Raw genomic sequence first — 22,740 nt, forward strand, 5'->3', positions numbered from 1 at the left:
GGCTGTGAGGCCGTCGATGGACTTTCGAAAGTCCACGGGCTTGGGGTGAGGTAGACTTTTTCGACTTTGCTGTCGGGGCGCATCATGGCGGGCTGGCTCCAGAAAGAAATCGGGAGCACAGCATCGGGAATCAGGTGGACGGTTGGAATGTGGGGATGATGGATCCCTTACACTGGAGTAACTGCCAGTACAGTGTGTAAAGGCTGGCGGAAGTACTGTTCAGCCCAGCTGATAGAAGCCCAGCCCCGCGCTGGGCTTTTTGCATTCATGCGACGCCATGAGGGCTTGTGCTAGCAGGGCTGGGCATCGACGTTCAGCGGTGGATGAGCAAGAGCTCGCTGATGATGCAGATCGAGCCGTCCTCGGCGGGTGTTGCGTCGGTGTAATCGACCTGGTTGTAGACCCCGCCGTGGAACTCGAACAGGTGTGAAGCCCAGGTGCTGTCGAGCTGCAAATCGCCCGACGAGGCGGATACCCCGTTGCATTCGGCCGTCACGTTTACCACGCCTTCAGACGTGGTGTGAATGCTGATGTGGAACGTCGCACCCAGTGGCACCCCCTTCAAAACTGTGGAGTTCACCGGATCGGTCTGGTTGAAGGTGCGCCGAAACCCGAAGGTGATGTTGCCCTTGTTCCAGAACACCTTTACCGGCGGGCCGTCATCCCCGCGTACGTGCATCTGGGCAATGACCACCTTCTGCGCCGAGTTGACCTTGGTCAGCGTCATGGTCTGGCGATTCCAGTGATTCTGGGCGCTGGCCAGCGTCCAGTCTTGCGTTTCTGTCCATTCGCAGCGTGTCCTGTGGGTGCTTTTGCTCGAAGCACCTTTGGTGGGTGCTGAAAACTGGATCGAGCCATCGCTGAGCACCGTCACGATGCTGGGGAAGCGGGCAATCGCTTCAGCACCGTTTAGCTCCAGAGCAACGGGGTTGGTTGAGGAGACGGCTATCGGCGTGGCGATGGTGAGGTGGCTGATATCTACGGCCATGGGGAGCTCCTGGCGAAAGGGTTTGAGTGGTTGAGCAGCCGTGCAAATGGCGGTCGAACACAAAATTAGCCTGTGGCTAAAATCAAATCAATAGCTTTTGGCTAAATTAATTTCGCTTTGGGGGATGTTACCTACTGGCGAAATTTTTCGCGATGGAGCTTTACGCTGGCTTTGGCGGTGAGATAAGCTTTAGCTGAATACTGTACGAATATACAGCTATCAGGATAAGAATATGTCTAGGCACATGCAGTCGGGACCCCAACAGCGCCAGGAAATGACTGGAATAGAGCGGCTTAGCCTGCGGGTATCGTCAATGATCAACCACCCACTCGCGCAGACGCAGCGTTGGGTAGTGGTGCACCGCCTGGATACCGACGGTGAAGCGGAATGGGAGGAGGTGATGGGCCAGTTGCTGGAAACGCCCGAGTTACAGTTGACGTTCAACGATGATGCTAGCGTGACGGTGCGATGGGCGCGCTCTAGCGTGGAAGAGCGTGATGATTTTGTCGTCGAGCGCGACTGCGAGATGCAGGTCGAGGAGGCGGCACCTTTCTGAGCTTCAGCAAAAGCCCGCCGGTCAGGGCGGGCTTCGGTTTATACCAGGTGGGCATTCCACACCAGGAGGACCCTGGCCTGTATGTAGGTCTCTTCCCGACGAATCATGCGGTCTTTGTGCCGCGAGTTGTCGGAGATCATCTCGAAGTGGTCCTCGTCCGCGATCTGTAGCCGCTTGATGTAGATGTGGTCGCCCCAGGAAAAGAAGTAGATGCCATCGCCGACGAACTCGCGGATGCTGACATCGACGATCAGCGGGTCGCGGTGCCTGATGGTCGGCTCCATCGACTGACCCCAGCCGGTCACCATCTTCAGGTGATAGTGCTCGCTGAACTCTACGCCCAGCTCGCGCAGGTGGCTGGGGCTGACGCGAACGTCCTTGAACATCTCGGGGTAGTCGTGGGGGATCTGGCCACCGCCCATGGCGGCCCGCACGTCATAGTGGGCAATCCACACTTCGTCACCGACCAGGCCGGGGCGAAGCGGCTCGGCTTTCAGCAGCGTGGTATCTGCAGGCTCTTGCGCAGCTGCCAGCAGCCTTTGCCGGGTTTCTTCAGAGATCCCTTTGCCGCTTCGGGCCAGCATCTGCTTGACCAGGTCGGCTGCTGAGAGTTTGTTGTCACCTGCCTCGACAGCACCTTGCGCATGTTCGCCTAGCGACAGTGCGTCGAACCAGCCCCGTGGCAGGCCTTCGATGCCCTCGATGCGACGGGCCACGTCATCGCCCAGGTTTTTCACGGTCTTGTCCGAAAGGATCTGGCTCAGGTGTGCAGGCGCCATCCCCCAGCGCTCTGCGCAGGTCCCCTTTCTCTGGCTACCGATCAGTTTCACCAGGTTGTGCTTGCGAATTTGGTAGATGTCCATGGGGTGAAGCATGCCAGTGTTTAGCTTGCTGCTAAATGTGCGCATGGCTAAATCTGCTCTTGTGGTGCTGTTAGCTGTAGGCTAAATTAAGCGCGCGAACAAGGAAAGCTAACGAGACATTTTTCTCCGGGGCTGATCACATCATCATCTGTAATGAGGTTCACATGGATCCGACCGACCTCGGCCCGGGCACCGTCACTTGGTTGGGCGGTACGGGGACTGTACTGCTAGGTGCGTTTCTGTGGCTGCGCAAGTGGTTGTCCAGAGATGCAGTCGACCGCGCGATGGACAACGCGGAGCTTGCAGTCATCCGCCACCTGACAGAACTGCTGGACATCGAACGGGATGCCCGACGGGAGGCCCAGGCAAAAGCTGATCTGCTCGCCAAGGAACGAAACGAGCTGGTGATGACCGTAGGCCGGCTGCAAGGCAAGGTCATGGTGCTGACCAGTCAGTTGGGCAGTAGCGGCCAAACACGAGGTGGCAACCCCGGCAATCCGTGAAGAACAAAAAAAGCCCGCCAGTTTGGCGGGCAACAGGGGCATAGGGAGCAACGCACAACAAATTCGGGTCAGGCAGCCAAGGTGCCTGGCTGCAACTGTTCGGCCAGTGCCCGGGCTGATGCGAGCGTCGGCATCGGGCCGCTGACGGCTTCGCCGTTGCGAACCAGGTACCAGCACGCCAGCAGGCCCTGCTCACGCAGTGAGGTGGGAACGGCGCTACCGACAACGGACATGATCTGGATAGTGGCCATGGGGACCTCCTGTGAAACATGGCTCCACCATACGCAGCAGCCGGGGCAGTTTGAAATCAACTTCCTCGATAGTGATCATTGCTCCTATCAACCGTTACCACGTTCGGGCCTTGTTACTTTGACTCCGTTCTCTGTCAACCGAGCACAGGGAAACGGTAAAGGTTGTGTAAGGGACGACCAGTGGCTGACTCTGTTACGCTGAATAAACGTTTCAGTCATGACTAAGGAGCCTGTTATGCCGACAACTCCAAGCCGGGACACCGTGCTTTGCATCTCTCTGGCCGGTCGCCCGGGGACCTTCGGCGTGCGCTTTCACAACCACCTGTACCAGCAGCTGGGCCTGGATTTCTATTACAAGGCCATGCGCACCGATGACCTGCCGGCGGCGGTGGCAGGGATCCGCGCTTTGGGTATTCGCGGCTGTGGGGTGTCGATGCCCTACAAGGAAGCCTGCATGGCTTTGGTCGATGAAATCGATCCCTCGGCGGCGGCCATCGAGTCGGTCAATACCCTTGTCAACTGCAATGGCCACCTGAAGGCTTACAACACCGATTACCTGGCCGTGCGCCAATTGCTGGTGCAGCACCAGGTCGATCCGGGCACTGCGTTTGCCCTGCGAGGCAGCGGGGGTATGGCCAAGGCCGTGGCCAGCGCCTTGCGCGATGCCGGCTTTGCCGAAGGCATTATCGTTGCACGCAACGAGCAGGCCGGGCGTCAGTTGGCGGATGTCTGTGGTTATCGCTGGATGCCTGAGCCTGGCGATATCTGCCCGCCGATGCTGGTAAACGTGACGCCGATCGGTATGGCAGGCGGGCAGGAGGCAGATGAGCTGGCGTTTCCCGAGCACGCCATCGCGGCGGCGGAGCGGGTGTTCGATGTGGTGGCGATGCCGGCGCAGACGCCGCTGATTCGCCGGGCTCAGGCGTTGGGCAAGCCGGTGATCACTGGGCTGGAGGTCATTGCGTTGCAGGCGCTGGAACAGTTCGTGTTGTACACCGGGGTAAGGCCATCGCAGGAGCAGGTGGATGCGGCTGTGGCGTACGCGCGCGCTATCTAGTTGCCCCAGCCCCCTTCACGGCTTTAGCTGCGAAGGGGGCTGGCGAAACCAGGGTCAGAACACCTTGTTCCCGCCATCGAGCTGCTTGTCGACCAGTGCACGGCCATGGGCCAGTGACACATGCTGCGCATTCTCAAGGTCGGAGAAGAACTGCATTGGCATCGACATGCGCTTGCTGGTGTGCCCGTCAGGTGCCGTGATCAGGCAGCCGGCGGCATAGGGCAGGGGTGAGTCGGGGTGGGGCATCACGCTGGCGGTGATGGTGTGCTCGCGGTATTCACAGTGAAGAGATTGCATCGTCCTTACCTCGCTGTGGCATGTGAAGCAGTTACCTTCATATACCACAGCAAGAGGCCGGGAGTTCCCGGCCCGACGAGCGCGCCGCGACGAACGCTCAGTCCTTGAGGTCGGTTGGCTGGATCACTTCGACCCAGTAACCGTCCGGGTCCTTGACGAAGGCCAGGTGGTTCATGCGCCCGTCCTGCAGGCGTTTCTGGAACGGTACTTCCAGTTCCTCGAAGCGCGCGCAAGCGGCGCGTACGTCGGGTACCGAAATGCAGATATGGCCAAAGCCGCGCGGGTCGGTGTTGCCATTGTGGTAGGCGAACTCGGCATCGTTTTCGGTGCCATGGTTGTGGGTCAGCTCCAGCACGCCAGGGATCGACTTCATCCACTGGTGGCGGGCGGTGTCATCAGCGGGGATCTGTGCCGGGTCGACCAGGGCCAGGAAGTACAGGCTGAAAGCGGCTTCAGGGAAGTCACGCTTGTCCACCAGGCGGAAGCCCAGCACGCGGGTGTAGAAGTCCAGCGACTTCTCGATGTCCTTGACCCGCAGCATGGTGTGGTTGAAGACGAACTGGGCGGTGGCGGCGTCAGGTTGCGCGGTGACACCAGGCAGGGTTTGCAGATCGTGCAGGCTCATGGGAACTCCTGAGACGGGGCCGGGCGCAGGGCGCCGGCAAAACAGACAGGCTGGCCATGATACGGCAGTGCACCGATTGCGCAAATGAAAGCGCCCTGCAAAGGCAGGGCGCTGAAATTAGAGGCCCGCATGTGCGGGCGCGTGATGGGGTCGCTAATCCTTTAGCTGTTTCGATACTGAGCCAGTCCTTGTGAAAAAAGTGTGAAGCCTGTGTGCACATTTCATCAGCGTACCCAGCTTTCTACCGTGGCGGCCCCATACTGTTCTTTCCAGGCCTTGAGACCGCGGTGGTTGCCGCCTTTGGTCTCGATTCGCTCGCCGGTGTGCGGGTTCTGATAGACCTTGACCACCCGTGGGCGGCGTTGTTGCTTGGCGGGTGTGCTGGAAGCGCGGGCCACAGCCTTCGGGTCGAGGATGGCGATGATATCGCGCAGGCTCTTGTCATAGCTTTTCATCAGGCCGACTAGTTTCTGCTCGAATTCGATTTCGCGTTTGAGGCCGGCATCCTTTTTCAACGCTTCCAGTTGCGCCATCTGTTCCTGGAGCGCTTTTTCGGCAGCACGAAACTCTGCAAGTCTGGACACTGTAATCACTCCTGTACGTCGGTCGTGGCAGGGCGTGACGAACATTGAAAAAGAGTAAAACGCCGGCCACGCAGGTGGGTTCCACTGTTCGCTGATATCGAGTGTAGTCATTCATGGCTACCGGGTAAACTGCTAACTTTTTGCAAGTAAGCCGGGAACTTTCCCAGTTTTGCGTGCGGTATTTGGCGGTTTTTCTGCGGTTGCGCGACCGGGGGGCTAGACCATGGTCCAATGGCCTGCGTCAGAGCCTTTGCGCGATCATTTCAGATAATGGCCGACTCATGTTCTGGCTTGCCGCAGTACGGTGGCCAATGCGTGCCGCAGGTTGTTAAATCGTGTTAATTCTGGATGTTTCTTCGCATGTTTTCCCCTTTTCCCCTCGCCCCCGGGCGCCGTGTTACCGGCCTGTTTCTGTTGTGTGCCGGTGTCAACGCCCAGGCTGCCGGGTTTCTTGAAGACAGCAGTGCCAAGGTTGAAGCACGCAATGTCTATTTCAACCGGGACTTCCGGGACGGTTACAGCAGTTCCAGCCAGGGCGCATCCAAGCGCGAAGAGTGGGCACAAGGCTTCATCCTCAATGTGCAATCGGGTTATACGCAAGGCCCGGTAGGTTTCGGAGTGGATGCGCTGGGCATGTTCGGCTTCAAACTGGATTCCAGCCCGGCCGACAGTAACAGTGGGTTGCTGCCCTCGTCCGGTCACGATCCCCGGCACTCGGCCGACCAGTATGCGAAGATGGGCCTGGCGGCCAAGGTCAAGGTCTCCAGTACTGTGCTCAAGTACGGCTCAATGATGCCGGATGTGCCGTTGCTCAAGTACAACGATGGCCGTCTGCTGCCGACCCTGTTCCAGGGTGCCATGCTCACCTCCGAAGAACTGCACGACCTGAAGTTCACCCTGGCTCGCCTGGACAAATACACGGCTCGGGATTCCACCGACCGCCAGGACATCCGCGTGCATTGCAAGAACAAGCGTTATGCTTGCGATACCGAAGCCGACCACTTCGACCTGGCCGGTGTCGACTATCGCTTCAACGAGCGTTTCAGCGCCCAGTACCAAGTGGCCAAACTGGAGAACATCTATCGCCAGCACTTTCTCGGGCTGGTGGCCAGTCAACCGCTGGCGGTGGGCAGCCTGTCGGCTGACTTACGGCTGATCAAAAGTGATGACATCGGCAATGCCCGTGCGGGTGAAATCGACCATCGCGCCTTCAGCGGCATGCTTGGCTATAGCCTCGGTGGCCACAAGATCAGCGCCGGCTGGCAGCGCATGTATGGCAACAGCGCCATGCCGTACCTGGATGGCAGCAACCCGTACCTGGTCAACTACGCCCAGGTCAATGATTTCGCCGCTGCCCAGGAGCGCTCCTGGCAAGTACGCTATGACTACGACTTCAAGGCGCTGGGTGTGCCCGGCCTGACCTTCTTCACCCGTTACATCAACGGTGACAATATCAAGGTGCCGGGCAGCCGTGCCGAAGGCAAGGAGTGGGAGCGCGACACCGAGTTCAAGTACCAGGTACAAAGTGGCACTTTCAAGGATGTCAGCGTACGCCTGCGTAATTCCACTTACCGCAGCAACTATGAAAGGTGGGCGCGTGACATGGATGAGACGCGGGTCATTGTCAGCTACAACTTCTCGATCTTCTAAGCGGCCGCTTTGCCAAATACCGGTAGCCGCCTGACAATAGAGGTGGGTTTGCGCAAAGGGCAGGGCAATGAAAGACCTGTTGTTGATCGGCATCGGCGCGGGTGACCCGCGCCAGGTCACCTATGAAGCAGTCGATGCGCTGCGTAGCGCTAGCGTGTTCTTCGTGCTCGACAAGGGCGACGGCAAGGATGAGCTGGTGCGCCTGCGCAAGGTCATTCTGCAGCGCTACCGTCCCGAAGGTGGCTATCGCCTGGTGCCGGTGGTCGACCCGTTGCGCGATGTGCAGGCGGAGGACTACCTGGGTGCGGTGCAGAGCTGGCACCGGCGGCGTGCTGCGCTGTATGCGCGCCTGATCGAGGAGGAAATCGGCGACGGGGAAACAGGTGCCTTCTTGCTGTGGGGCGAGCCCACCCTCTACGACAGCACCCTGCGTATTCTCGACCTGGTCCGCGAACACGGCGTGACGTTGCGCTTGCAGGTCATCCCTGGCATCAGCAGTGTGCAGGCGCTTGCGGCGCGGCACCAGGTGCCGCTCAACCGCATCGGCGAGCCCCTGACTGTGCTGCCGGGGCGACGCCTGGCCGGGCAGGGGCCTATCGACAATGTGGTGGTGATGCTCGACGGGCAGTGCGCCTTTGCCGGGCTCGATGACCCGGCGTTGACTATCTATTGGGGGGCGTACCTGGGGACCGAGGATGAAGTGCTGATTGCCGGGCCGTTGCAGGCAGTCAAGGCACAGATACTGGAAGTGCGTGAGCGGGAGCGGGCGCGCAAGGGGTGGATCATGGATACCTATCTGCTGCGCAGAGCGCTGTGAGGTGGGTTGCCTGTGTCGGCCTCTTCGCGGGCAAGCCCGCTCCTACGAGCGAAACAGGCGACACCGTGCTCAAGGGTTACCCAGAATACCCACCACCGTGTCCCGCAACTTGTCGATACTGAAGGGCTTGCCGATCAGGTGCATGCCCTCCGGTACATTGAAGCTGTCGGCGTAGCCGCTGGCGAACAGCACCGGTAATAGTGGCCGCAGTTCGCGCGCTTTGCCCGCCAGCACTTCACCTCGCATGTCCGGCAGCCCTACATCGGTCATCATCAGTGCCAGCGCTTGGTCCGGATCCTCGAGTACCCGCAGGGCGGCTGCGGCGTCTTCTGCCTCGATGACCTTGTAGCCCAGCTCGTCGAGCACTTCGACCATCAGCATGCGTACGATGTCGTCGTCTTCGACTACCAGAAGGTGCATGGTTCAAATCCTGTACAAATGAGTGTCTTTAATCTGTGCACCGCGCGGCATCAGAAGTTCCCGAGGATACCGCTCCATGCAAACAGATGGAACGATTGCCGAACGCAACCTTCAAATACTGGCTTAATGCCCTGCCAGACCTGTCAAAGCTGGTTAGACTCGCTTATCAGGACAGCGCAGTGGCAGATAACAATAACGACTGATCGGCCACTCTTTTCAATGGACTTTTCTAGCTCGGGCGTTTTCTCATGATTCAAGCAGCCTCGATGGACCAGCGAAGCTTTCGCAAGCTGTTGAGCCGCAACATCGGCCTTCCCTTGGGGGTTGGCCTGCTGGGGGCCGTGGCCTTCGTCGCGGTGATCAACTACCTGCTTTCGGCCATGCAGTGGGTCGAGCACACCGACCGGGTGATCGGCAATGCCAACGATACGGTCAAGCTGTCGATCGATATGGAAACGGGCATGCGCGGCTTCCTGATCACGGGCGACGAGCGCTTCCTTGACCCCTACGAGGTGGCCAAGCCACGCATTTTCGGCAGCCTGCAGAGCCTGCGCGGCATGGTCGAGGACAACCCCCAACAGGTCGACCGCATCGATCGGCTGATCGCCTTGCAGCAGGCCTGGAACGACTTCGGCAACCAGATGATTAACCTGCGCCGCAGCCAAGGCGATTACCAGACCTTGATCGGCAACGGCCGGGGCAAGCGCATCACCGATGAAATCCGCAAGGAATTCGATGACCTGATCAGTACCGAACAACAACTGCGTATGGCCCGCAACGAAAAAGTCAGTTCCGTCACTGTGATGGCGATCTCGTCTTTCGTGCTGTTCATTGTCGGCCTCAGTGCATTGCTGGCTTACCTGGGCCGTCGCGACCTGTTGGCACTTTCGGCCAGCTACGATGAAAACCTGCAGGCCCAGCAACGGTCGGCGCAGCGCCTGGAGCACCAGGCCTGGTTGCGCAGCGGCCAGACTCAGTTGGCGCAGCAGGTGCTCGGGCAACTGACCCTGCCCATGCTTGGCGAGAACATCCTGCGCTTTTTTGCCTCTTATCTGGGCAGCGTGGTGGGCGCCGTGTACGTGCGCGACGAGCATGGCCGGCTGGTGCGCGTGGCCTGTTATGGCCTGGGTGCTGAAGAGCAGGCCCGCGAGCAGGTCGAACCGGACCACCATGGCCTGTTGGCCCAGGCGGTCCGCGAAGGCCGCTTGCTGCGCCTGGACGACCTGCCCGAAGACTTCTATCGCCTCAGTTCCGGCCTGGGCAGCGGCTTGCCGCGCAGTGCGCTGCTGATGCCGGCGACCGAAGACGGGCAGATCAACGGGGTGATCGAGCTGGGTTTCCTGCGCCCCTTGCAAGAGCGGGATGAAGAGCTGCTGGAACGGGTCGGCGGCAACCTGGGCATGTCGATCGAGAGTGCCCGTTATCGTCAGCGCCTGCAGGAAGTGCTGGCCGAAACCCAGCAACTCAACGAAGAGCTGCAGGTGCAGCAGGAAGAACTCAAGACTGCCAACGAAGAGCTCGAAGAGCAGTCACGGGTGCTCAAGGAGTCGCAGGCCCATCTGGAGACCCAACAGGCCGAACTCGAGCAGACCAACGAGCAGTTGTCCGAACGCACTGAAGCACTGGACCGCAAGAACGATGAACTGAGCCAGGCGCAGTTGGAGCTGCAAGCCAGGGCCGACGACCTGCAGCGATCGAGCAAGTACAAGTCCGAATTCCTCGCCAACATGTCCCATGAGCTGCGCACGCCGCTCAACAGCTCGCTGATCCTGGCCAAGCTGCTGGCAGAAAACGGTGAAGGCAACCTCAGCGAAGAGCAGGTCAAGTTCGCCGAATCCATCTACTCGGCCGGCAACGATCTGCTCAATCTTATCAACGACATCCTCGATATCGCCAAGGTCGAGGCTGGCAAGCTCGAAGTACGGCCCGAGACCACCCAGGTCGAGCGACTGGTCGACGGCTTGCGCGGCATGTTCCAGCCACTTGCCGGTCACAAGGGGCTGGCCTTCGAGGTCAAGGTCGAGCCGCAGGTACCGACCACGCTGTTCACCGACCGTCAGCGCCTGGAGCAGATCCTCAAGAACCTGCTGTCCAACGCCATCAAGTTCACCGAGCGTGGCCAGGTCAGCATGAACGTCAGCTTCCAGGCTGGCAGCGGTATCGTGTTCGCGGTCCGTGACACCGGCATCGGCATTGCGGCCGATCAGCAGCAGGCGATCTTCGGCGCCTTCCACCAGGTCGATGGCACCAGTAATCGCCGCTATGGCGGCACTGGCCTGGGCCTGTCGATCTCCCGTGACCTGGCGCATTTGCTCGGTGGCCAGATCAATGTCGACAGCAGCCCCGGGCAAGGCAGCGTGTTCAGCCTGATTCTGCCGGAGCGCTATGCCGCCGAGGACGAAGGCGTCGAGCCACAAAGCCTGCGCCCGGCCGTCGATGCGTTGCCGCCTGTACCGCAAGCGCCGTTGGCCGCCGCGGTCATGCGCCCGGCACCGGCTTTTGCCGACGACCGCGAGCGCGCCCCTTTCGATACCCGTTGCATTCTGGTGATCGAAGACGAGCCCAACTTTGCCCGCATCCTCTTCGACCTGGCCCATGAGCTGGGCTACAGCTGCCTGGTGGCCCATGGCGCCGACGAAGGCTTCGAGCTGGCCGCCCAGTACATTCCGGATGCGATCCTGCTGGATATGCGCCTGCCCGACCACTCGGGCCTGACCGTCCTGCAGCGCCTCAAGGAGCAGGCCGGCACCCGCCATATCCCGGTGCACATCATTTCGGTGGAAGACCGCGTCGAGGCGGCCATGCACATGGGGGCGGTGGGGTATGCGGTCAAACCCACCAGCCGCGAGGAGCTCAAGGAGGTGTTCGCTCGCCTGGAAGCCAAGCTTACGCAAAAGCTCAAGCACATCCTGCTGGTGGAAGACGACGACCTGCAGCGCGAGAGCATCGCCCGGCTGATCGGCGACGACGATGTCGAGATCACGGCCGTGGCCATGGCCCAGGATGCCCTGGCGCTGTTGCGCCAGAACATCTACGACTGCATGATCATCGACCTCAAGCTGCCAGACATGCTCGGCAACGAGCTGCTCAAACGCATGACCGCAGAGGATATCCGCGCCTTCCCGCCGGTGATCGTGTATACCGGCCGCAACCTCACCCGTGAGGAAGAAGCCGACCTGCTCAAGTATTCACGCTCGATCATCATCAAGGGCGCACGTTCGCCAGAGCGCCTGCTGGACGAAGTGACACTGTTCCTGCACAAGGTCGAATCGCAGTTGTCCAACGAACGTCAGCGCATGCTCAAGACCGCGCGCAGCCGCGACAAGGTGTTCGAGGGCCGCAAGGTGCTGCTGGTGGACGACGATGTGCGTAATATCTTCGCCCTGACCAGTGCCCTGGAGCACAAGGGCGCCATTGTCGAAATCGGCCGCAACGGGCGCGAAGCCATCGAGCGCCTGGAGCAGCACGACGACATCGACCTGGTGCTGATGGACGTGATGATGCCGGAGATGGATGGGTTCGAGGCTACCCGCCTGATCCGTCAGCAACCGCGCTGGCGCAAACTGCCGATCATCGCGGTGACCGCCAAGGCCATGAAGGATGACCAGCAGCGTTGCCTGCAAGCCGGTGCCAATGATTACCTGGCCAAGCCGATCGACCTGGACCGCCTGTTCTCGTTGATCCGTGTCTGGCTGCCGCAACTGGAGCGAATTTGACTAGCGAACGCAACACCGACATCGAGATCCGGCTGCTGATCGAGGCGATCTACCTCAAGTACAGCTACGATTTCCGCAATTATTCCGGCGCTTCGATCAAGCGCCGGATTCTCCACGCGCTGCGTCAGTTCGATTGCCTGACGGTGTCCGCGCTGCAGGAGCGCGTGCTGCACGACCCGGGCATGTTCATGCAGTTGCTGCAGTACCTGACGATCCCGGTCAGCGAGATGTTCCGTGACCCTGACCACTTCCTTGCCGTGCGCAACGAAGTGGTGCCGCTGTTGCGGACCTGGCCCTCGATCAAGGTCTGGATCGCGGGTTGCAGCACGGGGGAAGAGGTGTATTCCATGGCCATCCTGTTGCGTGAGGAAGGGTTGCTTGAACGCACCATCATCTACGCCACCGACATCAACCCGCATTCGCTGGACAAGGCCAAGCAGGGCATCTACTCGATGCAGAGCATGCGCGAATACGAGGAAAACTACCGCCTGGCCGGTGGCCGTCGTGACTTTGCCGAGTACTACACCGCCGCCTATGGCAACGCCATCATGGACAGCAGCCTGCGCGACAACGTGACTTTCGCCGACCACAGCCTGGCCACCGACAGCGTGTTCTCCGAGACCCAACTGGTGTCGTGCCGCAATGTGCTGATCTACTTCAACAAGGACCTGCAGGATCGGGCGCTCGGCCTGTTCCATGAGTCGCTCTGCCACCGCGGTTTCCTGGTGTTGGGTAGCAAGGAGTCGGTGGACTTTTCGGCCTACAGCGAACGTTTCGAGCCGCTGGTCAAGCCCCAACGGATCTTCCGTAAATCATGAACGGCGTACGTGCAGTGGTGATCGGCGCCTCGGCGGGTGGCGTGGCGGCATTGTTCCAGGTGCTCGGCGCGCTGCCATCGGCGTTTGCCATCCCGGTGCTCTGCGTGTTGCACCTGCCGGACGATCGCCACAGCCAGCTGGCTGGCGTGATGCAGCGGCGGCTGCATCGGCCGGTGTGCGAGGCACATGACAAGGAGAGGATCCGCAGCGGGCAGATCTATGTGGCGGGGCCGGGTTACCACTTGTCGGTGGAGCGCGACCTGACGCTGTCGCTGAGCCAGGAGGAACCGGTGCATTTCTCGCGCCCCGCGATTGATTTCCTGTTCATCTCGGCGGCCGATGCCTACGGCGACGGCCTGCTGGGTGTGCTGCTCACCGGGGCCAACGAAGACGGCGCCAGGGGCCTTGCATACATCAAGAACAATGGGGGGCGCACGATCGTCCAGGACCCTCGTGACGCACAGGTTGCCCTGATGCCGGAGGCCGCTCTGGCCCTGCACCAGCCCGACCATATCCTTACTCTGAGCGGTATCGGGCAGTTGCTCGCGACCTTGGAATACAGCGCATGCTAAGCCACACCATCGCCAAACTGTTGATTGTCGACGACTTGCCGGAAAACCTGCTGGCGCTCGAGGCCCTGATCCAGGGCGAGGACCGTGAGGTGCACCAGGCCCAGTCTGCCGAGGCTGCGTTGTCGTTGCTGCTCGAGCACGAGTTTGCACTGGCCATTCTCGATGTGCAGATGCCGGGCATGAACGGTTTCGAACTGGCCGAGCTGATGCGCGGCACCGACAAGACCAAGCACATCCCGATTGTCTTCGTCAGTGCGGCGGGCCGCGAGATGAATTATGCCTTCAAGGGCTACGAGAGCGGGGCCGTGGACTTTCTGCACAAGCCGCTCGACACCCTGGCGGTGAAAAGCAAGGTCTCGGTGTTCGTCGACCTGTTCCGCCAGCGCAAGGTGCTTGGCCGGCAACTGGAAGCCCTGGAGCAGAGCCGCCAGGAACAGGAGCTGCTGCTCAGCCAGCTGCAGGTGGCACGGTGTGAGCTGGAGCATGCCGTGCGCATGCGTGACGACTTCATGTCGATCGTCTCCCACGAGGTGCGTACGCCGCTCAATGGCCTGATCCTGGAAACCCAGTTGCGCAAGATGCACCTGGCACGGGGCAACCTGGACGCCTTCAGTGTCGACAAGCTGCAGGCCATGGTCGAGCGTGACGAGCGGCAGATCAACAGCCTGATCCGGTTGGTCGAGGACATGCTTGATGTTTCGCGCATCCGTACCGGTAAATTGTCGCTGCGGCCCAAGCTGTTTGACTTGGGCCAACTGGTGCGTGGGCTGGTGGAAAACTTCACGGCACAGGCCCTGGCCCTGGAAACACACATCGAATTGCAGCGTTGCGAAGCGCTGAAGGGGGAGTGGGACGAATTCCGGATTGAACAAGTAGTGGCCAACCTGTTGTCCAATGCAATGCGTTACGGCGAGCGCAATCCGGTGCAGGTACGGGTGTTCGAGCAGGGCGGCATGGCCTGGGTTCAGGTACAGGATCACGGCATCGGTATCAGCGCCGTCAACCAGCAGCGGATCTTCCAGCAGTTCGAGCGGGTCGCTGCCCAGCAGGCCAGCGGAGGTCTGGGCCTGGGGTTGTACATCTCCGAGCAGATCGTCCAGGCGCACGGTGGCCGGATACAGGTTGAAAGCGAGGAGGGCAAGGGTGCCACATTCACCCTGCAATTGCCGCTGGCAACATTCAAAGAACAAAACGACCAGGCGCGGGCAACCTCTGTGTAAGCCTGGGGTCTGATGGCCAACTGTAAGTATTTCAAGGCGTTAACATGAGTGAAGATGCACAAGATGTGGTTCTGGTCGTCGAGGATGAACCGGCGATTCGCATGATTTTGCGCGATTACCTGGCGGGTGAGGGGTACCACGTCCTGGTGGCTGAAGATGGCGAGCAGGCGTTTGCCATCCTGGCCAGCAAGCCGCACCTGGACCTGATGGTGACGGACTTCCGTTTGCCGGGAGGGATCTCGGGCGTGGATATTGCCGAGCCCGCGGTGAAGTTGCGGCCAGACCTGAAGGTGATCTTCATCAGCGGCTACCCGGCGGAGATTCTCGAATCTGGTAGCCCGATCACCCGCAAGGCACCTATCCTGGCCAAGCCGTTTGACCTGGATACCTTGCACGAGCAGATCCAGTCGCTGTTGCGTTGAGGCATCCGGCCTCTTCGCGGGGCAAGCCCGCGCAGGGGCCCTGGCAGGCTATCGCAGTGTCCGCTCAATCCCGCCGACCAGCAAGTTTTCCATCAGCTCCAACCCCTGTTCTTCAGGCAATGCTTTGAGTAACCCCGGCAGCTGATTGAGAAGCGTCGCCAGTACATGCGCTGTGGCGTCCAACGCTTGCCCCGGCAGTTTTGCTTGCGGTGCGATCAGGCGCAGCAAGCCTGCCTCATAACGCTTGCGCAACGCTGCAAGGTGCGCCTGTTGCGCCTCACTCAAACAACACAAATCCCGCTCGGCCAGCCGAAACTGCAGCGGCCGCTCGGCATGCAGCTGCCAGTGCGCAGCAATCAGGCAGCTCAACGCCGATGCCCCACGGGCCATGGCCCGGCGGGCCTGGTCCAGCGTGGCTTGCAGCTCTTCGTACAACTCTTCGATCAAGTCGTACAGCAGGTCCTGCTTGCTGGGGAAGTGATGGTACAGCGAGCCGGCGGTCAGCCCCACATGGGCCGCCAGCTCGCGCATGCTGACCTGGCCAAAGCCCTTTTCGGCAAACAATGCCATGGCCCGGTCACGTCGCTCCTCAAAGTTGGCACAGCGCATTGCGGCATTGACCGGGGGCATGGTGCTTGGTCCTCAGTAGGTGAAGAAACCGCGACCGCTCTTGCGCCCCAGCCAGCCGGCCGCGACCATTTCCTTGAGCAGTGGAGCAGGGCGGTACTTGCTGTCGTTGAAGCCGTCATGGAAGGCCTCCATGATCGCCAGCAGGGTGTCCAGCCCGATCAGGTCGGCCAGGGCCAGCGGGCCGATCGGCTGGTTGCAGCCCAGGCGCATGCCGGTGTCGATATCCTCGGCACTGGCCAGGCCTTCCTGGCGCACGAAGATCGCCTCGTTGATCATCGGCACCAGGATGCGGTTGACCACGAAGCCCGGGCGGTTACCGGCGGTGATCGGGGTCTTGCCGACTTTTTCCGTCACCAGCAGTGCCTGGGCGTAGGTGCTGTCGCTGGTCTGCAGGCCACGAATGATCTCCACCAGCGCCATCATCGGTACCGGGTTGAAGAAGTGCACACCAATGAAGCGCTCGGGGTGCTCGATGCAGGCGGCCAGTTGAGTCACTGACAGCGACGAGGTGTTGGTGGCGATCAGGCAGTCGGCGGCGACGTTGGCTGCCACCTGCTGCAGGATGCGCTGCTTGAGCTGCAGGTTCTCGGTAGCCGCCTCGATCACCAGCTGTGCAGCGCTGAGCTGGGTGTAGTCGGTGCTGGTGCGGATGCGGGCTTTGGCGGCTGCGGCTTTGTCGGCGTCGAGGGTGCCTTTGCTGACCTGGCGCTCGAGGTTCTTGCTCAAGGTGGCCACACCGCGCTCAAGCGCTGCGTCGGAAACATCCACCAGCAGCACCTGGTAGCCGGCAATGGCGCACACCTGGGCTATGCCGTTACCCATGGTGCCCGCGCCGATCACGGCGATCTGTTCAATGCTCATGTGTCAGCCTCCCTCAGACGCGCTCGAACACGACAGCGATGCCTTGGCCACCGCCGATACACATCGTGGCCAGCGCGTAGCGGCCCTGGATGCGCTGCAGCTCATGGATGGCCTTGGTGGCGATGATCGCACCGGTGGCACCCACTGGGTGGCCCAGGGAAATGCCCGAACCGTTGGGGTTGACCTTTTCCGGGTCAAAGCCCAGCTCGCGGGCTACCGCGCAGGCCTGGGCGGCGAAGGCTTCGTTGGACTCGATCACATCCAGGTCTTGCAGGTTCAGGCCGGTTTTTTCCAGCACTTTGCGGGTGGCCGGGATCGGCCCCAGGCCCATCAGCTCAGGTTCCACCCCGGCGTGGGCATAGCCCACCAGGCGTGCCAGAGGCTTCAGGCCCAGGCGGCGCACCGCGTCACCTGTGGCCAACACCAGGCCGGCGGCGCCATCGTTGATACCGCTGGCGTTGCCGGCGGTGACGGTACCGTCTTTCTTGAATACCGGCTTCATACCGGCCAGTTGCTCGGCGGTTACATCAGCACGCACATGCTCGTCGACACTGAACTGCACGCTGCCCTTGCGGGTTTTCAGCTCCAGCGCAACGATCTGGCTGGCGAAGCGGCCCTCGGCAATGGCACGAGCAGCGCGGCGCTGGCTGGTCAGGGCCAGTTCGTCCTGCATTTCGCGGGTAATGCCATGCTTGGCCGAGACGTTCTCGGCGGTAATGCCCATGTGGAAGTGCTGGAAGGGGTCCTGCAGTACGCCGACGGTATAGTCGATGCCTTGCAGATCACCCATGCGTGCACCCCAGCGCGCTTGTGGCAGCAGGTAAGGGCCACGGCTCATGGATTCGGCGCCGGCCGCGACGGCCACGTCGGTGTCGCCCAGCAACAGGCCCTGGGCCGCAGAGACAATGGCCTGCAGGCCAGAGCCGCACAGGCGGTTGACGTTGAATGCCGGCGTTTCCTTGGGGATGCCGGCGTTCATTGCCGCTACCCGTGCCAGGTAGGCGTCACGCGGTTCGGTGGGGATTACCGTGCCCATCACCAGGTGGCCGACTTGCTCGGCGGCCAGGCCCGAGCGCTCGATGGCGGCGCGGGTCACGGCGCTGGCCAGGTCGGCCAGTGGCAGGTCCTTGAGAGAACCGCCGAAGCCACCAATGGCTGAACGGACGGCACTGACGACGTAGATTTCTGCGCTGCTCATAAGGGCTCCGATTGCGAAGGCGTGGCGGGACCGGGCCAGGCTCTGCGAGAATGGTTGGCGGCCCCGAAGTGGGATCGAGTCTAGGCAAAGGCTCTGTTGCAGCCTATGCCGGATCTGTTCAAACAACCTGGCACTTTTTGCCACTCAGCATAGACAGCGAAAACCGCCATGCGCGAAAGCGATTCAGTCGCCGTGTACTTCCTCAACGCCATGCTCCACGCTCTGCGCGACACCCCCGCCGAGCGTGACGCCCAGCTGCTTGCAGTGGGCATCGCCCCGCAGCTGCTCGATCAGCCTCAGGCGCGGGTGCCGGCCAAGGCGTTCGCCCAGCTGTGGCTGGCGTTGATCCAGCGCCTGGACGATGAGTTCTTTGGCCTCGACAGCCATGGTATGCCGCTGGGCAGTTTCGCCCTGATCTGCCGGGGCTTGATCCTCGAACCGAACCTGGAAAAGGCCTTGCGTCAGTGCATGGGGGGCTTCGGCCTGTTCCTGCGTGACCTGCGTGGCAGCCTGACAGTACGTGGCGGTCGGGCGTTGATCAGCGTGCAGTCGAACATTGCCGACCCCTTGACTCGGGTGTATGCCGAGGAAACTTACCTGGTGCTGATGATCGGCATGCTGTGCTGGCTGGCCGGGCGGCGAATTGCCATCGACCGCACGGAGCTCGCGGTGTCGCGCCCGGCCCAAGAGGACGACTTGCTGCTGTGGGGGCCGGACCTGCGCCTGGGCAGCGGACGCACCGAGGTGGAGTTCGACAGCGCTTACCTGCGCCTGCCGGTGGTGCAGGACCGGGCGGCTTTGAAGACCTTCCTGCGCAGTGCGCCGCAGGGCCTGGTGATCCGCTTTCGCAATCAGAACGGGCTGGTGGCTGAGGTGTATCGGCACCTGCGGGCATTGCGCTTTGGGCAGTGGCCGACATTGGCCGCGCTGGCGCAGCAGCAGGGGATCAGTGCCAGTACCTTTCGCCGGCAGTTGGAGCGGGAGGGGCGTTCGTACCAGCAGATCAAGGATGAAGTGCGCCGGGCCATGGCCTTCGAGCGGTTGCGCGAAGGGGCGTTGAGCATCGCCGAAATTGCCGAGCAGGCGGGGTTTCAGGAACCGAGTGCGTTCCACCGGGCGTTCAAGAAGTGGACCGGACAGAGCCCTGGGAGCTACCGGGCACGGTTGGCCGGCCTGCGTTCTACCTGTGGGAGCGGGCATGCCCGCGAAGAAACCAACGCGGTGGATGGCACCGGCTCTGCCGGTGTTCGCGGGTAAACCCGTTCCTACAGGGCACGAACAGAATTGTGGGGGCGGGCATGAATTGTAGGAGCGGGCTTGCCCGCGAATAGGCCAGCACAGGCCACCCGAAAGAATCAGGCCGGCACCATGGCAAAGCCGACGCCGAACCGGTTCCAGGCATTGATGGTGGCAATTGCCAAGGTCAGGTTGGCCACTTCGGCTGGCTCGAAGTGTTCCTGCAGGGCTTCATATTGCCCCTGCGGCGCACCCTGTTCAGGCAAGCGGGTCAGGCTCTCGACCCAGGCCAGCGCAGCACGTTCACGCGGTGTGAAGTAGCTGGTTTCCTGCCACACGCAAAGGGTCTGCAGGCGTGCTTCGGTCTCACCGGCCTTGCGCGCATCGTTGGCGTGCAGGTTGACGCAGTAGGCGCAGCCGTTGATCTGCGAAGCGCGCAGGCGTATCAGCTCCAGCAGCGAGTTCTCAAGGCCGCTGTTGGCCAGGGCCTGCTCCAGGCCGACCATGGCTTTGTAGGCTTGTGGGGCGTGTTTGGCCCATTCGATACGGTTGTGCATGGCAGTCTCCAACGTGCGGGGGTAGGGCGCTACTGTAGCGCCGCTCATTGGCCACCCCGATAGCCAATTTTGCGCATAAGCGGGAGGCCAATCGCCCATTCAGGTGGCCACTGACCTGCATCCAATCTCTTCATTTCTGCCAAGTCAGCCGAGCCGGGATAATGGCCAGTTCCTGCTTCAAGAGAACCGATTCACAATGAGAGCTGCACTGAACCTGTTGCTGGTGATCCTGCTGGCGTTGAACCTGCGGCCGATCCTGACCAGTATCGGCCCGTTACTCGAACCCATGCGCGCCAGCACCGGCCTGGGTTACCAGCAGGCTGCCCTGCTGACGGCGCTACCGGTGCTGTGCATGGGCCTGGTGCCCTTGTTGCAACCGTGGCTGCGACGCTGGGTCAGCGAGCACGGCGGCATGCTTGCGGGCCTGGCCGCGATTGCCCTGGCCTGCCTGTGGCGCCTGCAACTGGATAGCGCCTGGGCGCTGATCGCCAGTGCGCTGGTGGCTGGCCTGGGCGTGGCGGTGGTGCAGGGCATGATGCCGGGGCTGGTCAACCGCTGGTTCCCCGGGCGTCTGGCCGGGGCGATGGGGCTGTACTCGGCGGCACTGATGAGCGGCGGCGGCCTGGCTGCAGTACTCGGGCCACACATCAGCGGCCATTTCGGCTACTGGCAGGCGGGCTTGGGCGTATGGGCGGTCCCGGCCGTGCTGGCGTTGCTGGCGTGGGCCGTGCTGCGGCCAAGGCAGGAGGCGCCGAAGCTGGGAACGGCCACTGGCGGGCACTGGTTCGGCAGTCGCCGGGCGTGGTTGCTGGCCCTGTACTTCGGCCTGATCAACGGCGGCTACACCAGCATGGTGGCCTGGTTGCCGGCTTACCACATCGAGCACGGCGGCAGTGCTCAGGGCGGTGCCGACCTGGTGGGCCTGATGACCGTCTTCCAGGTGCTCGGTGCGCTTGGCCTACCGCTGCTGCTGCGACGTTGGGCAGACAGGCGCCCCGGTCTGTCCCTGGCATTGGCGATCCAGCTGGCGGGCTTCCTGGGTCTTTTGCTGGTACCTGCGGGGGCTTCCGGGCTTTGGGTCGCCATGATCGGCTTTGGCTTGGGTGCCTGCTTCAGCCAGTGCCTGACGTTGACCCTGGAACACCTGAAAACGCCTGCCGAGGCCGGCAGCCTGGCGGCGTTCGTACAGGGCATCGGCTTTATCATCACCGGCATCGTGCCGTATATCACCGGTTGGTTGCGGGATGTCAGTGGCGACTTCCAGGCTTCGTGGACGCTGTTGACCGTGACCGTGCTGGCAATGCTGCTGGTGACTGCGTGCTTCAACCCGCGCGGCTATGCGGCGGCCATCGCACGGCCGGCTGCAACCGGCAACGCCGCACCGGTCAACTGAGGCGTTGCAGGGTATCGCGTACCCGGTCCAGCGCCGGGTCGATATCCAGCAGTTCGATGGCGCCGAAGCCCATCAACAGCCCCGGGCGTACCGGCGCCTCGCTGAAGAAGGGTGCCAGCGAATACAGGCCGACCTCTACCTTGCGCGCGAGGTTGGCCAGCAGTTCCACATCCACCCCGTGTGTAGCCAAGGCACTGAGGTGGAAGCCGGCGCTGGCGGGGATGGCGCGGAACCACGGTGCCAGATCGCCACCCAGGCGCGCCAGGATGCGCTCGCGGCGTGCGCTGTAGACCTCGTGGCAGCGGCGGATGTGCTTGTTCAGGTGGCCTTCGCCAAGAAAGCGCGCCAGCGCCCACTGCAGCAGGGTAGGGCTGTGCCAGTCACTGAGGTGCTTGGCCACGCAAGCGGCCTGCAGTACGGCAGGCGGTAATACGGCATAGCCCAGGCGCAGCTCGGGCAGCAAGGTCTTGGAGAAGGTCCCGACGTAGGCTACCAGCCCATGCCGGTCCAGGCGCTGCAGCGCGTCCGAGGCTGGCCCGTGGTAGCGGAATTCACAGTCGTAGTCGTCTTCGATGATCAGTGCACCCAGCTCGGCGGCCCGCGCAAGCAGGGCATGCCGGCGTGGCTCGCTCATCGGCATGCCCAGCGGGAACTGGTGCGAGGGTGTTACGTAGATCAGCCGGGTGCCGTCGGCGATCTGTTCCACGCACAGGCCCTCATCATCCACTGGCACCGATTGCAGGCGTGCACCCAGGGCCAGGAACAACTGCCGTGCTGGCGGGTAGCCGGGATCCTCCATGGCCACCTGGCAGCCCGGTTCGACCAGCACCCGGGCGATCAGGTCCAGCGCCTGCTGGGCGCCGTTGCACACCAGCAGGTCGGCTGCGCTGCAGTGCACCCCGCGCGAGTAGGCGATGTGGTGGGCAATGGCTTCGCGCAGTTCCGGCAAGCCCTGAGCCGGGAATTGTCGCTCGGGGTGGCGCTGGCTACGGCGCAGGGCGTAGTTCAGGCAACTGCGCCACTGGTCGAAGGGGAACTGGGCCTTGCTCGAAGCACCACCGACGAAGTCATAGCGCGATGGCGCCTGCAACTGGCGTTGGCTGAGCACGGTGGCGCGCTGCTGCCAGCGCTCGAGGGAGGCGCCGCCGGCCAGGGGGATGGTGGCTGATTCGGTGCTGCGCAGCGGATGGCGTGGGGTGACGAATGTGCCACGGCCGACCACGCCGTTGAGCAGGTTGTCGTAGGTCAGCCGCGAATAGGCCTCGGCCACGGTCTTGCGCGATACGCCCAGTTGTTCAGCCAGCAGGCGGGTGGGCGGCAGTTGGGTGCCGGCGGCCAGGTGGCCGCTGTCGATACCGTCGCGCAGTTGCTGGTAAAGCTGATCGGCCAGGCCTTTGCGGCCCTCCAGGCGAATGTGCAGTTCCATGGGCGGGTCCGGAGCGGAGGATTGCTCAGGATAGCGGATTGGCTGCGACTCAGGTGCTTGTCACCGGCTACGATGATGCC

24 protein-coding genes are annotated in these 22,740 nt (G+C 62.0%); 12 read left to right on the forward strand and 12 right to left on the reverse strand.

Going from position 1 to position 22,740, the window contains the following annotated elements; translation table 11 throughout:
- Positions 1-313: 313 nt before the first annotated feature.
- The gene (locus ACF8GF_RS18765; RefSeq protein WP_392487679.1) at positions 314-988 is read right to left on the reverse strand and encodes a polysaccharide lyase family 7 protein; all 675 of its coding nucleotides are present in this window, start codon (positions 986-988) and stop codon (positions 314-316) included.
- A gap of 232 nt (positions 989-1,220) precedes the next feature.
- Here ACF8GF_RS18765 and ACF8GF_RS18770 point away from each other — a divergent pair, with 232 nt between their 5' ends.
- Positions 1,221-1,544, forward strand: a complete 324-nt coding sequence (locus ACF8GF_RS18770; protein ID WP_176682407.1) for a DUF1654 domain-containing protein — start codon at positions 1,221-1,223, stop codon at positions 1,542-1,544.
- A gap of 38 nt (positions 1,545-1,582) precedes the next feature.
- On the opposite strand, the gene ACF8GF_RS18775 is transcribed toward ACF8GF_RS18770, so the two are convergent.
- Entirely contained in the window at positions 1,583-2,407 is an 825-nt protein-coding gene (locus ACF8GF_RS18775) for a helix-turn-helix transcriptional regulator (protein WP_392487680.1), read from the reverse strand.
- A 164-nt stretch (positions 2,408-2,571) separates the two neighbouring features.
- Between ACF8GF_RS18775 and ACF8GF_RS18780 the strand changes: the two genes are divergently transcribed.
- Entirely contained in the window at positions 2,572-2,910 is a 339-nt protein-coding gene (locus ACF8GF_RS18780) for a chemotaxis protein (protein WP_176682409.1), read from the forward strand.
- A 68-nt stretch (positions 2,911-2,978) separates the two neighbouring features.
- Here the strand turns inward: ACF8GF_RS18780 and ACF8GF_RS18785 are convergent, their stop codons facing one another.
- Positions 2,979-3,161 carry a hypothetical protein gene (locus tag ACF8GF_RS18785; protein WP_176682410.1) on the reverse strand — a complete coding sequence of 61 codons (183 nt, stop codon included), beginning with the start codon at positions 3,159-3,161 and terminating at the stop codon, positions 2,979-2,981.
- A gap of 235 nt (positions 3,162-3,396) precedes the next feature.
- Here ACF8GF_RS18785 and ACF8GF_RS18790 point away from each other — a divergent pair, with 235 nt between their 5' ends.
- Positions 3,397-4,218, forward strand: coding sequence for a shikimate 5-dehydrogenase (locus tag ACF8GF_RS18790; protein ID WP_176682411.1), 822 nt, complete (start codon positions 3,397-3,399; stop codon positions 4,216-4,218).
- Between the two features lie 54 nt (positions 4,219-4,272).
- On the opposite strand, the gene ACF8GF_RS18795 is transcribed toward ACF8GF_RS18790, so the two are convergent.
- From ACF8GF_RS18795 to ACF8GF_RS18805, 3 genes are all read right to left on the reverse strand, one after another.
- A complete protein-coding gene (locus ACF8GF_RS18795; protein ID WP_021782100.1) occupies positions 4,273-4,515 on the reverse strand; it encodes a hypothetical protein in 243 nt (80 codons plus the stop codon).
- Positions 4,516-4,612: 97 nt separating this feature from the next.
- Positions 4,613-5,140 carry a lactoylglutathione lyase gene (gene gloA, locus ACF8GF_RS18800; RefSeq protein WP_392487681.1) on the reverse strand — a complete coding sequence of 176 codons (528 nt, stop codon included), beginning with the start codon at positions 5,138-5,140 and terminating at the stop codon, positions 4,613-4,615.
- 224 nt (positions 5,141-5,364) lie between these two features.
- On the reverse strand, positions 5,365-5,724 hold the full coding sequence (locus ACF8GF_RS18805) for a histone-like nucleoid-structuring protein, MvaT/MvaU family (protein ID WP_176682412.1): 360 nt from the start codon (positions 5,722-5,724) through the stop codon (positions 5,365-5,367).
- 360 nt (positions 5,725-6,084) lie between these two features.
- On the opposite strand from ACF8GF_RS18805, the gene ACF8GF_RS18810 reads away from it, so the two are divergent.
- Positions 6,085-7,374: an OprD family porin gene (locus ACF8GF_RS18810; protein WP_392487682.1), complete on the forward strand. Its 1,290-nt coding sequence runs from the start codon at positions 6,085-6,087 to the stop codon at positions 7,372-7,374.
- A 67-nt stretch (positions 7,375-7,441) separates the two neighbouring features.
- Positions 7,442-8,191, forward strand: coding sequence for a precorrin-6A synthase (deacetylating) (gene cobF / locus ACF8GF_RS18815; RefSeq protein ID WP_392487683.1), 750 nt, complete (start codon positions 7,442-7,444; stop codon positions 8,189-8,191).
- A 69-nt stretch (positions 8,192-8,260) separates the two neighbouring features.
- Here the strand turns inward: cobF and ACF8GF_RS18820 are convergent, their stop codons facing one another.
- Positions 8,261-8,611, reverse strand: coding sequence for a response regulator (locus ACF8GF_RS18820; RefSeq protein ID WP_176682415.1), 351 nt, complete (start codon positions 8,609-8,611; stop codon positions 8,261-8,263).
- A 248-nt stretch (positions 8,612-8,859) separates the two neighbouring features.
- Here ACF8GF_RS18820 and ACF8GF_RS18825 point away from each other — a divergent pair, with 248 nt between their 5' ends.
- From ACF8GF_RS18825 to ACF8GF_RS18845, 5 genes are read left to right on the forward strand one after another with little or no spacing between them, the layout of a single operon-like run.
- A complete protein-coding gene (locus ACF8GF_RS18825) occupies positions 8,860-12,327 on the forward strand; it encodes a response regulator (RefSeq protein ID WP_392487684.1) in 3,468 nt (1,155 codons plus the stop codon).
- Entirely contained in the window at positions 12,324-13,145 is an 822-nt protein-coding gene (locus ACF8GF_RS18830; RefSeq protein WP_021782092.1) for a protein-glutamate O-methyltransferase CheR, read from the forward strand. The genes ACF8GF_RS18825 and ACF8GF_RS18830 overlap by 4 nt, the downstream gene beginning before the upstream one ends.
- On the forward strand, positions 13,142-13,717 hold the full coding sequence (locus ACF8GF_RS18835; RefSeq protein WP_176682418.1) for a chemotaxis protein CheB: 576 nt from the start codon (positions 13,142-13,144) through the stop codon (positions 13,715-13,717). Before ACF8GF_RS18830 ends, ACF8GF_RS18835 begins: the two co-directional genes overlap by 4 nt.
- A complete protein-coding gene (locus ACF8GF_RS18840) occupies positions 13,711-14,937 on the forward strand; it encodes a hybrid sensor histidine kinase/response regulator (RefSeq protein ID WP_176682419.1) in 1,227 nt (408 codons plus the stop codon). The genes ACF8GF_RS18835 and ACF8GF_RS18840 overlap by 7 nt, the downstream gene beginning before the upstream one ends.
- Before the next feature lie 44 nt (positions 14,938-14,981).
- On the forward strand, positions 14,982-15,359 hold the full coding sequence (locus tag ACF8GF_RS18845) for a response regulator (RefSeq protein WP_003256176.1): 378 nt from the start codon (positions 14,982-14,984) through the stop codon (positions 15,357-15,359).
- A 48-nt stretch (positions 15,360-15,407) separates the two neighbouring features.
- On the opposite strand, the gene ACF8GF_RS18850 is transcribed toward ACF8GF_RS18845, so the two are convergent.
- The 3 genes from ACF8GF_RS18850 to ACF8GF_RS18860 are packed head-to-tail and all read right to left on the reverse strand — an operon-like array spanning position 15,408 to position 18,048.
- Complete coding sequence (locus ACF8GF_RS18850; protein WP_176682420.1) at positions 15,408-15,989, reverse strand: TetR/AcrR family transcriptional regulator; 582 nt, start codon at positions 15,987-15,989, stop codon at positions 15,408-15,410.
- Positions 15,990-16,001: 12 nt separating this feature from the next.
- A complete protein-coding gene (locus tag ACF8GF_RS18855; RefSeq protein WP_176682421.1) occupies positions 16,002-16,850 on the reverse strand; it encodes a 3-hydroxybutyryl-CoA dehydrogenase in 849 nt (282 codons plus the stop codon).
- Positions 16,851-16,863: 13 nt separating this feature from the next.
- The gene (locus ACF8GF_RS18860; RefSeq protein ID WP_003256172.1) at positions 16,864-18,048 is read right to left on the reverse strand and encodes an acetyl-CoA C-acyltransferase family protein; all 1,185 of its coding nucleotides are present in this window, start codon (positions 18,046-18,048) and stop codon (positions 16,864-16,866) included.
- A 168-nt stretch (positions 18,049-18,216) separates the two neighbouring features.
- Here ACF8GF_RS18860 and ACF8GF_RS18865 point away from each other — a divergent pair, with 168 nt between their 5' ends.
- Positions 18,217-19,305: an AraC family transcriptional regulator gene (locus ACF8GF_RS18865; RefSeq protein WP_176682422.1), complete on the forward strand. Its 1,089-nt coding sequence runs from the start codon at positions 18,217-18,219 to the stop codon at positions 19,303-19,305.
- 98 nt (positions 19,306-19,403) lie between these two features.
- Here ACF8GF_RS18865 and ACF8GF_RS18870 read toward each other — a convergent pair whose 3' ends face one another.
- Positions 19,404-19,841 carry a carboxymuconolactone decarboxylase family protein gene (locus ACF8GF_RS18870; protein ID WP_003256170.1) on the reverse strand — a complete coding sequence of 146 codons (438 nt, stop codon included), beginning with the start codon at positions 19,839-19,841 and terminating at the stop codon, positions 19,404-19,406.
- A 196-nt stretch (positions 19,842-20,037) separates the two neighbouring features.
- Between ACF8GF_RS18870 and ACF8GF_RS18875 the strand changes: the two genes are divergently transcribed.
- Positions 20,038-21,234, forward strand: a complete 1,197-nt coding sequence (locus ACF8GF_RS18875; protein WP_176682423.1) for a CynX/NimT family MFS transporter — start codon at positions 20,038-20,040, stop codon at positions 21,232-21,234.
- Here the strand turns inward: ACF8GF_RS18875 and ACF8GF_RS18880 are convergent.
- Positions 21,227-22,660, reverse strand: coding sequence for a PLP-dependent aminotransferase family protein (locus ACF8GF_RS18880; protein WP_392461400.1), 1,434 nt, complete (start codon positions 22,658-22,660; stop codon positions 21,227-21,229). The genes ACF8GF_RS18875 and ACF8GF_RS18880 overlap by 8 nt on opposite strands.
- Between the last annotated feature and the right edge of the window lie 80 nt (positions 22,661-22,740).

Origin of the sequence: Pseudomonas sp. yb_5 (genome assembly GCF_043103865.1) — a bacterium.
Taxonomy (GTDB): domain Bacteria; phylum Pseudomonadota; class Gammaproteobacteria; order Pseudomonadales; family Pseudomonadaceae; genus Aquipseudomonas; species Aquipseudomonas putida_Y.